Here is an 11,140-nt window from a genome sequence, read left to right as displayed (position 1 = left end):
GCCACCCGATGCCCGAGGAGCAGCGCCTGCGGACCCTCGCCGCGCTGCGCCGGGTCCGTGACCGGATGGACCGGGAGTACGCGCGGCCGCTGGACGTCGAGGCGCTCGCGCGCGGCGTCCACATGTCGGCCGGGCACCTCAGCCGGGAGTTCCGCGCGGCCTACGGCGAGTCGCCGTACGGCTATCTGATGACCCGGCGCATCGAGCGCGCGATGGCGCTGCTGCGCCGCGGCGATCTCAGTGTCACCGAGGTGTGCTTCGAGGTCGGCTGCTCGTCGCTGGGCACCTTCAGCACCCGCTTCACCGAGCTCGTCGGCATGTCGCCGAGCGCCTACCGCAAGCAGTCGCGGGAAGGCGACGCCACCGGGGGCATCCCCTCGTGTCTGGAGAAGCAGGTGACCCGGCCGCTCAGGAACCGGCCGGACACGGCCCGGTGACGGGTCGGGGGCGCCGTCCCCTGTGCGGCGCCCCCGCCCGACGGACCTGACGCGAGGCGGAGCTACGGCAGCGTCCGCTGGTAGTACTTGTCCTCGTCGGAGTCGTAGACCTGCCTGCCGTCGGCGTCGTAGCCCTTGATGTGCGGTGCCTCGGTGACCTGCTCGTTCAGCACGCCGGACGCCACGAAGGAGCCGTGGTCGAGGGCGGCCTCGCTGCGGGAGTCGCCGTAGGAGACCGTCACCCGGGCGACCGACGGCTCGACCGTGCCGACGACGCCCCAGCGGAACGGCAGCTTCCAGTCGCCGCGGTCGATGATCGACTGCTGGTGGAGCCTGCCGCTGTTGGGGTCGACGAAGACCGGGCCCTCGTCCGGAAGGACGGCGGTGTCGTCGCTGAAGCCGGTCATGCCCTGGGCCTCGCCGTCCTGCACGGTGCACATCAGATAGGTCCGCTCCGGCTTCTCCCGCACCGCGACGACGTACATGCCGTCGCCGGGCGCGTTGGAGTCGCCGGTGCTGCGCATGGCCAGCAGGATCCGGTACCCGTCCGACGTGCCCAGCTCGCTCGGCGGGCCGCTGCTCGCCCCCTCGTAGGCCAGGCAGCTCTCCAGCCCGTCCGCCGCCTGCTCGAAGGTGAACCCGTCCAGCAGCTGCCCCGCCGTGGCCGGCCGCGCGGGCCCGCCCACCGTCGGCGACGGGGCCCGCGCGGCACTGACCGCGGGCGTCGGACTCGTCGCCGCGGTCCCGGCCGTGTCCCCGCCGCCCAGTGCGTACGCCCCGACCGGCATCGCCGCCAGCGTCACCAGCGCCGCCCCGGCCGCCGCCACCCGGCGCCGCCGTTCGACCACGCCCCGGCGCCGGATCGCCGGATACGGGTCCGGCGGCGGATGGAACGTATGGGCCTGCGCGGTCAGCAACTCCCGCACCTGCTCCTCGAACTCCTCCTCACCGCGCGCTCCTTGCCGCTGCTCTTCCGCGTTCACCTGCTGCCTCCCTGTCCGGCCGGAGTCATCCGGGCGAGCCCCGGATACGTACGCAACTTCGCCAGCCCCTTCGAGGCCTGGCTCTTGACCGTGCCGGCGGAGCAGCCGAGCACCTCGGCGACCTCCGCCTCGGACAGGTCCTCCCAGTAGCGCATCACCACCACTGCCCGTTGCCGGGGCGGGAGTTGGGCCAGGGCGCCGAACAGCGCGCTGCGCTCGTCCACCTCCGTGTAGCCCTGGTCGCCTCCCACGACCTCCGGCGGGACGGCGGTCAGCGCCTCGCTGACCCGGCGCTTACGGAACCGGTCGCTGTTGCAGCTGACCAGCATCCGCCGGACGTACGCCTCCGGGTTGTCCGCGCGCACCACCCGCCGCCACGAGCGGTACGCCTTCGCCAGCGCCGTCTGCGTCAGGTCCTCGGCGTGGTGCGCGTCGCCCGTGAGGAGATACGCGGTCCGCACCAGGTGCGACCACCGCGCCCTGACGAACTCCTGGAACTGGGCCTCTTGTTCGGCCTGCATCAAGCACCCTCCCTCGCCCCACAGACCACCGATGTCACGGATTCGGTTGCCCGCCCCGCCCGGCTCGGTTCGAATGAGCCCATGGCGAGCGAGAAGCACTGGAACGAGACCGACGCCGGCGTCCTCAGACTGCCGTCCGGACGTCTGCTGCGCGGCCGGGGCCTGCGCCACCGACTGGACCCGGCGGCACCCACCCCGACCTACGCCCTCTACCTCCTGGGCAAGCAGCCGCCCGAGGTGCCCTGGGAGTCCCACTGGCTGCGCTGGCCCGACTTCCGTCTCCCGGCCGACCGCGCGGCCGCCCGCACCGCCTTCACCGAAGTCTGGGAGCGGGCCGCCGGCGAACGCGTCGAGGTCGCCTGCGGCGGTGGCCGCGGCCGTACGGGCACGGCACTGGCCTGCCTGGCGGTCCTGGACGGCGTACCGGCCGAGGAGGCCGTGGACTTCGTACGCCGCGCCTACGACCGGCACGCCGTGGAGACGCCGTGGCAGCGAAGGTACGTGCGGCGCTTCGGCTGAGGCCGTGGGCCGCCGGCCGGTGCGGCCGGGTCGTCGTACGGCTGTCGGGGGCGGCGGAGCGGCCGACGGGCACCGACCGGCCCGCGGGGAGACCATGGCTGAGGAGGTGCGTGCATGGACTGGACCCTTGAGGTGATCGTCGTGCCGGTCACCGACGTCGACCTCGCCAAGGACTTCTACACCGACCGGTGCGGTTTTCGCGCGGACATCGACGCGCCGTTCTACGCGGGCGTCGGCCGCTTCGTCCAGCTCACCCCGCCCGGCTCGCGCTGCTCCGTCGTGCTGGAGTCCGGGATGCCCACACCCCCGGGGCAGCGCCGGACGGCCCCCGGCTCGCTGCGGGGCCTCCAGCTCTGTGTCATGGACATCGACACGGCACGGGCGGGGCTGCTGGGACGGGGGGTCGAGGTGACCCCCGTCATGCACATGGACGCGTCCGGGTGGACCGAGGGCCGGGGCGAGGAGAGCTGGAACTCCTACTTCTTCTTCCGGGACCCCGACGGCAACGGCTGGACGGTCCAGGAGGCCCCGGCACCTCTCGTGGAACGCTGACCGCGGACACGGCCTAGGAGCAGTACGTGTCCTGGGCGGGCCGCTTCCCGGTCGCCAGGAATCGGGAGACGGCGGCGTCGCCGCAGGCGTTGCCGTTGGCGAGGTAGGCGCCGTGGCCGGTGGAGTTCACGGTGACCATGACGGCCCGCCCGCCGAGGTCCTCGCGCAGCTTCAGGGCGCCGCTCAGGGGGGTGGCCACGTCCCGCTCGTTCTGGATCAGCAGGACGTTCGACGGGCCGCGGTCGGTGACCCGCACCGGCGCCTCCTTCGGCTGCCACGGCCATGCCGCGCACACCATGGCGTTCCGCGGCATCCCCGCGGTCAGCGGATACCTGGCCCGGCTCTCGGCCACGCCCTTGCGGTACACGGCGGCCGACCTGGGCCAGGCGGCGTCGTTGCAGATGGTGGCGGCGCCGACCGCGGCGCCGTTCTGCAGCACCGGCTCCGGCGGGGCCGGCGGCGCGGGCGGCACCGTGCCCTTGCGCGCGGCCAGCATCAGCTCGGCCAGGACCGGGTAGTCCTCGGGGTCGTAGAAGCTGTCCAGCATGGTCTGGCGCAGTACGTTCCCGTTCAGCTCGGCAGGGTTGGCGCCGGGCCAGGGGATCGGCTCGCGGTCCAGACGGGCGGCGAGGCGGAGGAAGAGCGGGCGCACCTCGGCGGCGCTGTCGGCGAGCCGGTACGGGTTGCCCGGCGCGGACGCCCACGCGGCGAACTCGGGGAAGTTGTCCTCGACGCCCACCTCGAACGCCTGCAGCCAGGCGCGCTCCGCGCGCACCGGGTCTGCGTGGTCGTTGCTGTCCAGCACGATGCGGTCGGTGCGGTGCGGGAACAGCTCCAGATACGCGGCCCCGACGTACGTGCCGTACGAGTCGCCCCACGCCGACAGCCGGCGTTCGCCGAGCGCGGCCCGGATGCGGTCGATGTCACGGGCGTTGTTCTTCGTGCTGATGTGCCGCATCAGTTCTCCGCCGTTGCGTGCGCATGCTTCGGACACGCGCCGCGCGTAGGCCATGTTCTCGGTGACGGAGCCGTCGGGGGCCGGCCACGGGCGGGACTTGGTGAGGGCGAGGTCGCCCTTGTGGAGGTCGCAACTCACCGGCGTGGAGGGCGCGTTGCCGCGCGGTGCGAACCCGACCAGGTCGTAGGCGTCCCGTACCTCCTCGGGCAGACCGCGCGCCTTGTCCGAGAGCTCGTCGAGGCTCGCTCCTCCGGGTCCGCCCGCGATGAGCAGCAGCACGCCCCGGCGTGCCGACGGGTCCTCGCTGCGGATACGGGAGACGGCGACGTCGATCGATCGACCGCCGGGGTCGCTGTAGTCCATCGGTACGGAGACGGTGGCGCACTCCTGCCGCTGATCGAGCCCTTCGCCCTCGCACTCGGTCCACTTCAGCGCCGCGGGCGTGCCGCTGGCGGACGCGGTGAGCGGGTTGACGAGTCCGAAGACGACTGCGGAGGCGGCCGCGATCAGGGCGGCACTCTTCGTGATCTGCTTCATGCCTGCAGCCTGTCCGAGCTCGACGAGGCGTCACATACCGGTAACTCCCTTGTTCGCAGGGGGGTTTACCGGGTGGGGCCTGCCGGGTGGGGTTTACCCCAGGTCCAGCTCCAGCGTCATGATGAGCCGGTCCTCACCGGGCCCCAGGTAGTCCCGGCGCACTCCGCCCTCGGCCGCGAACCCCAGGGACCGGTACAGCATGATCGCCGCCGCGTTCGTCGGCTCCACGGTGAGCCGCACCTCGCGCACCCGCTCCCGGCGCAACCGCTGCAGCACCTCCAGCATCAGCCGCCTGCCGAGTCCCCGGCCCCGCCGGTCGGCGCTGACGGCCAGGCTCAGGACCCAGCACACATAGCCGTCCGACCGGGTGACGAAGAGGACATAGCCGTGCAGGCACTCCCCGTCGTCGAGGACGAGGACGCGGTCGCCGTGCACGTCGAGGTGCTGGCGCAGCACGAAGTAGGGGTACGGATCGTCCGGGAACACCTCCCTGTCCACCCGCAGCAGTTCGTTCAGGTCGGCTTCGGTGGCCCCTCGCATGTCCAGCGGCCGGTCGGCGCGGTCGGCGAAGTACGCCTGGTCGGCGCGGTTACCCGGAAAAGGGGAACGTTCCTCCGGTAGCTCCATCGTCCGCCCCCTGTGTGATGGAATGGCGTCACTCGTGCGGGTGAGTACCCGTTGTCTGTCGTTTCAGGTGCTCAGTAGTGGTCCGCCCATCTTGAGCAGCGCGGTTCCGCCTCTTCAAGACCTCATCGCCCCTATGCCCCAACGCGCTCCCGATGCGCCTCCTTTTGGTACCGTTGGTGGAATGACCCAGAGATCGTCGGGGGGCGTCCAGTTGAGGAATGCCGATGTCCCGTGGGACGCGGCATTCGACTCGATCGCCTACCTTGATCACAACTACCGCGACTTACAGGCGGAGGACGCGGAGATCCTGCACATCATCCGGGATCATTTCGGGGATCATTTCCGGAAGCAGGGCGTCGGGTCGGTTTCCGGGATCGACGTGGGCGCGGGCGTGAACCTGTATCCCGCACTGGCCATGCTGCCCTGGTGCGACGAGATCACCCTCCTGGACCGCTCCGCCTCGAACGTGGAGTACCTCGCGCGCCAGGTCGACTCCTACGAGGAGAACTGGGACAAGTTCTGGGCCGCCCTGTGCCGCAAGAAGGCCTACGGCTCCCTCGACATGGACCCGCGTGAGCGCTTCCGCAAGGTCGTCAGGGTCGAGAAGGGCGACATCTTCGATCTCGTGCGGCACGAGGGACGGTGGTCCGTGGGGACCATGTTCTTCGTCGCCGAGTCGATGACCGCGTCCCTGCGTGAGTTCATGCTCGGCGTCGAGCGCTTCATGCGGGCGCTGGCTCCCGGCGCTCCCTTCGCCGCCGCCTTCATGGAACATTCGAAGGGATATCACGCGGGCGAGCATTTCTTCCCGGCGTGTGACGTGGGAGAATACGAGGTGCGTGCGAGCCTTGAGGCATTCGCGGGCGACTTCAAGGTTCAGCGGCTCGAATCCAAGGCCCAGGTGCGCGACGGATATTCGGGAATGATCGTCGCCCATGGCTGGCGGCGCCATTCGGACGGGATCATTCCGTTCGGCTGATCGCTTTTGATCCACTGGTACGACTCACCGGTATCGGCCCAATGGTCCGGATCCGATCGATCCAATGGTCTGGATCGGACGGTCTGGATCCGGTGGTCTCGATGCACGGTTTCGATTCAGGATCTCGATTCAGGATCTCGATTCACCGGCCTCCACGGGCCGGTGAATCTTCACAACAGAAGAGGGCCATTCCTCAAGTGATGGCAGTGCGGTCTGTGTGAGGGGCATGGGATGCAGATCAAGCCACGCCAGCATCTGCTGGACATCTGGCAGGCGGTCGCCCGCCACTCTTTCGACGGGGGAGAGTGGGAGTGGGGCGAGTGGGGCAAGGAGAGCAGTGTCGCCGACGCGGAGCGGCTGCTGTGCCTGCTCTACCCCGCCACGGAGATCCCCGCGTTCCGCCTGGACGACCCGGACACGACACAGGACGACGTCCAGCAGGTCCTGAAGAAGGCCGGCGGACGGCTGGAGATTCCGGCCAACCTGGTCGCGGCCGCGGCCGACTTCATGCAGACGCACACCGGTGAGGACAAGCGGCCCACGTTCGCCGGGGGTTACTACTTCGGATCCGCGGACAAGACGAAGGAACTCACCGAGGAACAACGCCAACTCGGCGTGGTCGACTCGTACTCCATGTCGATCACCCTGTGCCTGGCCACGCTCGGCTTCCTCAAGATCTACGAGACCAGGACCAGGCGCAGCGACATCCGGGAGACCATCGCCGAGCTGCGCCGGACCACCAGCAACCGGCTCACCGCCGCGATGGTCAGCCTGCTGCGCTCCTTCACCGTCAACGTCTTCGACGTCGACGCCTCCCAGGGCCGCACACTGTGCGAACTCCTGGGCCAGGGACGGCAGTCGCAGCGTCAGGTCCTGAACAGGTTCCAGAACCGTTTCCGCCCGCTGCGCGCGGCGATCGTCGAGAGCGTGTCCCTCGGTATCGACGTCGAGGAGGGCCTCAAGGACGAGAACCAGCTGTTCGAGTGCGGCTGGGCGTGGTCCGTCGTGAAGGACGCCCCCGAGATCGAGACCAGCGAACCGATCGGCTCGCAGCCCGAGGGCGTCGCCAACGCGGTCCCGTACCTGTACTTCACCGTGGTCGCCCTCGACGGTATCCAGGACCTCTTCTCCGACCGCACCCTCACCCTCGGCCTGCTCAACGCCGAGCAGCAGAAGCTCGCCGAGGCACTCCGCCTGCGGTGGGAGCTGACCCAGCAGTACTGGTCCCGCATCGCCCGCTTCGACGAGGACCGCTGGCCCCTGGAGGACATCCCCTGGCGTACGACGGGACAGAAGCTGGAGTCCGAGTACTTCTCCCTCTCCGTCGCCGCCATCCTCGTCCACGACCTGATGCGGCGCCGGGCCACCGACGACGACCTGACCCGCACCGTCGGCGTCATGGAGCGCCTCGCCGAACGCGGCCGCATCACCAGCCGGATGACCCGCGACGACCCTATGGTGCAGGCGCTGCACAACGTCGGCGTCGCCCTGCCGCTCCAGGGCAGTGAGCGGCTCGGCCCGCCCATGACCTGGGCCATGACCGACTTCTCGGCACAGCTGCTGAAGCGGACCGTCCAGCTGTGCACGCTCTCGCGCAGCCTCGCCTCGCACGACCGGCTGCTCAGACTCGCCGAGGACATCTTCGACCACATGTGGCAGCGCCGTATCCGCGACGGCGAGGGCGTCGGACTGTGGGACAACATCCACGCGGCCTATCCCCAGGCGGAGATCCTCAAGCGGCGTGTACCGGTGTCCTGGAGCATCACCGAGCGGGTCACCGAGGTCATGGTCCAGGCGTACGAGATGTACCGGCAGCCACCGATCCGCAGCCTCGAACTGACCGAACTCTCCAGGGCGTTGCTCAGTGAGTCGGCCCACCTCCTCGGCAACGAGCAGATGGAGCCCGCCCCCAAGGACGACGGCCGGCACGGGATGCAGCTCAGGAACATCGAGGTCAAACTGCGCCGGGCACGCAGCCTCGTGGACGAACAGCCGGGCACGGCCTACGCGTTGGCGCTCGACGTGCTGGGACAGCTCGACTCGCTCGCCCGGGCCCGCGAAGCCGCGGACCGGGGAGTGTGAACCGTGCTGATCTTCGCCGCCTCCGACAAGGGAGGCACGGGCCGCTCCGTGACCAGCGCCAACCTCGCCTACCACCGTGCGCTCGCCGGGGACGACGTGTGCTACCTCGACTTCGACTTCGGCTCGCCCACCGCGGCGGCCGTCTTCGACGTAGGAGACGCCCGCCAGGCCACCGAGGACCGCGGACTGCACGCCTACCTCATAGGGGAGGTCAGCGAACCGGCCCGGATCGACGTCTGGGCCGAGACCGAGCACCAGGTGCTGCGCTTCCCGCCGCCCGGCTGCGGCCGCCTGGTGCTGATGCCCGGTGACGTCAGCGGCGGCGAGTTCGCCACCAGCGACGACAACCTGCGCCTGTGCGTCGACCTGCTCATGAACCTTTACTACGAGTTCGACCTGGTCGTCGTCGACCTCAGCGCCGGACGCTCCTACGCCGTCGACATGGTCCTGGAGGCCACCGCACAGCCCGAGATGAGCGAGGTCACGGCCCGCTGGCTGGTCTACCACCGCTGGACCCGCCAGCATGTGGCGGCCGCCGCGAGCCTGGTCTTCGGCAAGCGCGGCATCGTCGCCGGCGGCGTCGACCGCGGCCACGACGAGGAGGCGCTGCGCGCGGCCATCCGCTTCGTGCGGGCCGCCGTCCCCGACCCCGAATCGCCGCTGTGGTCCCAGGTCTCGCCCACCCAGTCGGCGTGGATGCGCAAGACCGACGGCGACCTCAAGCAGCTCGCCTCCACCCTGGGCATCGGCTACAGCCTGGTCCTGGGCTCCGTGCCCCTGGAGCCGGTCCTGCAGTGGCGTGAGCAGCTCATCACCGACGAGGACGTGCTCGACAGCCAGATCGCCAACCAGGAGACCTGGCAGGCGCTGAACCGGCTCGCCGCCCGGCTGACCGACGACAAGTACTGGGAGCAGGCGTGAACGAAGCCGTGTTCCAGGAGACCACCGCCGAGCCGCGCACCCAGTCCGTCCCGCTGGCCCACCTCTCCCTGGAACTGGGCCACCTCTACATGGAGGACTTCGAGGGGGGGCCCGAGCGGCTGGGCGAGCACTTCGCCGAGGTACGGGTCTGGGCGGACGCGGTACGCGCCTCCGCCGCCCGCCGCAGCAAGCGGCCGCGCATCAGCACCTGCTTCCTCGTCGACGACTACTTCACCCGCTTCTCCACCCCGGCCGAGCTGATTCCCATGGTGATCGAGCAGGCGCGGAAGGCGGGCCTGGTCATCGACTACCTGGCCCGTGAGTCGGCGTGCGCGGTCGCCGACCGCGTCGAGCTCGCGGAAGCCGTCATGCACCGCCTCGTCGAGTCGCCGCCGCCGGGCAGCTACGGCTCCCGCCCGCACGTCAGCCAGACCGGCTGGCTCGCCAACGGCCAGCGCACCCCCACCGGGACCCGCAGCGCCCTCGGCGCGGTCAAGGGCTGGGAACCGCCCCAGGAGACCGCCGCCCGCAACCACTCGGTGTTCATGGACGTCGAGCTGTGGTCCGAGAAGGACGGCACACGCCTGTGGTCCTGCCCCTTCCTCGCCGCCGTCTGGCAACTGGCCCGGCTGGGTCTGTTACGGCACCTCGGGGAGCCCGTGCTGGTGCCGCAGGAGTGGGAGGGCGCGGACTTCCCGCACGACTGGGACCGGCTGCCGCCGCTGATCCGGCTCACCGACACCAAGGCGCCCTTCAGCGCCTACCGGACCTGCACCCTCATGCCGAACCGGTTCCTCGCCGTCGAGGACGCCGTACGGCTCATCCTCGACCAGACGGACGTCGACACCGAGGCGCTGAAACAAGTCGACAAACGCTCCCGCGACGAGGGGATACCGGTACCGGCGGCGGTCGCGCAGCGCGCCACCTACGTCTTCTACGAGGAGCCCGGCGACTCCTCCGAGAGCGAGGAGTCCTGAGATGACGGCGGCCCCCGGACAGCCCGCGCGCTCGGTCCTCGCCTGCGGTGAGGTGCGCACCTGTCTGCTGCCGTCCCTCCAGGCCCTGGACCGCAGGGCCGCCGCCCAGCTGCTCAGGCTGCGCGCGGACGAACACGTCCGGGTCTCCGAACGGCCCACCATGTACGCCCTGTCCCCCGAGGTGCTCACCGGTGTGGACTGCCGGCTGCCCACCGCCAACGGCAGCAAGGTCCGGGCCGTCGGTACGGTGGCCGCCCGCGCGGCGCTGACCGAGGGCCGTCTGCTGCAGTCGACGGCGTACTTCAGCGCCCCGTCGGCCGGACCCGATCTGCGGCGCCCCTGGGGCCAGTACCTCGTACGGCCGGGCCTGGTGGAGCCCTTCGGCAAGCTGCCCCAGCAGGCCACCGCGGAGGGAGTGCTGCGCGGCGCCGGGAAGGGCGAACTCGACCTCGGGATGATCGCCGAGGGCCTGCTGGCACAGCTCCGCCGGCACGCCTTCCTCGACCGCCGGGTCCCGTTCAAGTCCAGCCCCACGCGGCTGCGCTGGGTCGCGCGACGCGAGCCCGAGCGGACGCGTGCCGCCCTGGTGAACTTCACGGTCGCCGAGGGCGGGCTGCGGACCATGGAGCTACGGCTCCCGGCGGGCACACCGGCCGCCTCGGTCGCCGGTCTGTGCGAGGATCTCGCCCTGCACGACTGGCTTTTGACGACTGTTCAGCACATGCTGGACAACAGCCGTCTCGGCGCGGCGGACGGGCCGTCGGTCGTCGAGGCGCTCCATCCGGTCGTGGTTCATCTGCTGCATCTGTGGATGCCGCGGGCGCACGTGGACCCCGCGCTGGGCCACCTGTGGGACGTACTGGAAGAGAAGCCGGGGTTCTCCCGCCAGTGGGAGAACCTGAGCCGGCGCATCAGGGATCGACTGGCCCTCCAGGCCGTAGCGACGCCGCACCAGACGCTCAGTGACGCGCGCTGAGGAGCGGTACCACCACAAACCGACGGGGGATGAGACATGAGCGCAGCGCCATTAGGGGCCGGGAACAACGG

12 protein-coding genes are annotated in these 11,140 nt (G+C 70.5%); 8 read left to right on the top strand and 4 right to left on the bottom strand.

Features of this window, described 5'->3' with window-relative positions; translation table 11 throughout:
- Window positions 1-8: 8 nt before the first annotated feature.
- On the top strand, window positions 9-437 hold the full coding sequence (locus ACFYNL_RS09105) for a helix-turn-helix transcriptional regulator (protein WP_388800556.1): 429 nt from the start codon (window positions 9-11) through the stop codon (window positions 435-437).
- Between the two features lie 62 nt (window positions 438-499).
- Here ACFYNL_RS09105 and ACFYNL_RS09100 read toward each other — a convergent pair whose 3' ends face one another.
- Together ACFYNL_RS09100 and ACFYNL_RS09095 are read right to left on the bottom strand one after the other, a co-directional pair.
- Complete coding sequence (locus ACFYNL_RS09100; RefSeq protein WP_388799007.1) at window positions 500-1,420, bottom strand: hypothetical protein; 921 nt, start codon at window positions 1,418-1,420, stop codon at window positions 500-502.
- Window positions 1,417-1,941, bottom strand: a complete 525-nt coding sequence (locus ACFYNL_RS09095) for a SigE family RNA polymerase sigma factor (RefSeq protein WP_388799004.1) — start codon at window positions 1,939-1,941, stop codon at window positions 1,417-1,419. Before ACFYNL_RS09095 ends, ACFYNL_RS09100 begins: the two co-directional genes overlap by 4 nt.
- Window positions 1,942-2,022: 81 nt before the next feature.
- On the opposite strand from ACFYNL_RS09095, the gene ACFYNL_RS09090 reads away from it, so the two are divergent.
- Together ACFYNL_RS09090 and ACFYNL_RS09085 are read left to right on the top strand one after the other, a co-directional pair.
- The gene (locus ACFYNL_RS09090) at window positions 2,023-2,460 is read left to right on the top strand and encodes a protein-tyrosine phosphatase family protein (RefSeq protein WP_388799001.1); all 438 of its coding nucleotides are present in this window, start codon (window positions 2,023-2,025) and stop codon (window positions 2,458-2,460) included.
- A 114-nt stretch (window positions 2,461-2,574) separates the two neighbouring features.
- Complete coding sequence (locus tag ACFYNL_RS09085) at window positions 2,575-3,012, top strand: VOC family protein (RefSeq protein WP_388798998.1); 438 nt, start codon at window positions 2,575-2,577, stop codon at window positions 3,010-3,012.
- A gap of 13 nt (window positions 3,013-3,025) precedes the next feature.
- On the opposite strand, the gene ACFYNL_RS09080 is transcribed toward ACFYNL_RS09085, so the two are convergent.
- Together ACFYNL_RS09080 and ACFYNL_RS09075 are read right to left on the bottom strand one after the other, a co-directional pair.
- Window positions 3,026-4,507, bottom strand: coding sequence for an alpha/beta hydrolase (locus ACFYNL_RS09080; RefSeq protein ID WP_388798995.1), 1,482 nt, complete (start codon window positions 4,505-4,507; stop codon window positions 3,026-3,028).
- Between the two features lie 93 nt (window positions 4,508-4,600).
- Entirely contained in the window at window positions 4,601-5,134 is a 534-nt protein-coding gene (locus tag ACFYNL_RS09075; RefSeq protein ID WP_388798992.1) for a GNAT family N-acetyltransferase, read from the bottom strand.
- 181 nt (window positions 5,135-5,315) lie between these two features.
- Here ACFYNL_RS09075 and ACFYNL_RS09070 point away from each other — a divergent pair, with 181 nt between their 5' ends.
- From ACFYNL_RS09070 to ACFYNL_RS09050, 5 genes are all read left to right on the top strand, one after another.
- A complete protein-coding gene (locus ACFYNL_RS09070) occupies window positions 5,316-6,113 on the top strand; it encodes an SCO2525 family SAM-dependent methyltransferase (protein WP_388798990.1) in 798 nt (265 codons plus the stop codon).
- 231 nt (window positions 6,114-6,344) lie between these two features.
- The gene (locus ACFYNL_RS09065) at window positions 6,345-8,195 is read left to right on the top strand and encodes an SCO2524 family protein (protein WP_388798987.1); all 1,851 of its coding nucleotides are present in this window, start codon (window positions 6,345-6,347) and stop codon (window positions 8,193-8,195) included.
- A gap of 3 nt (window positions 8,196-8,198) precedes the next feature.
- On the top strand, window positions 8,199-9,116 hold the full coding sequence (locus ACFYNL_RS09060) for an SCO2523 family variant P-loop protein (protein WP_388798984.1): 918 nt from the start codon (window positions 8,199-8,201) through the stop codon (window positions 9,114-9,116).
- Window positions 9,113-10,093: an SCO2522 family protein gene (locus tag ACFYNL_RS09055; RefSeq protein WP_388798981.1), complete on the top strand. Its 981-nt coding sequence runs from the start codon at window positions 9,113-9,115 to the stop codon at window positions 10,091-10,093. Before ACFYNL_RS09060 ends, ACFYNL_RS09055 begins: the two co-directional genes overlap by 4 nt.
- 1 nt (window position 10,094) lies before the next feature.
- On the top strand, window positions 10,095-11,069 hold the full coding sequence (locus tag ACFYNL_RS09050) for an SCO2521 family protein (RefSeq protein WP_388798978.1): 975 nt from the start codon (window positions 10,095-10,097) through the stop codon (window positions 11,067-11,069).
- Window positions 11,070-11,140: the final 71 nt, after the last annotated feature.

This window comes from Streptomyces sp. NPDC007808, assembly GCF_042868655.1.
Classification (GTDB): domain Bacteria; phylum Actinomycetota; class Actinomycetes; order Streptomycetales; family Streptomycetaceae; genus Streptomyces.
Note: the sequence above shows the minus strand (reverse complement) of the source record. Positions and strands in the feature narration are given on the sequence as shown.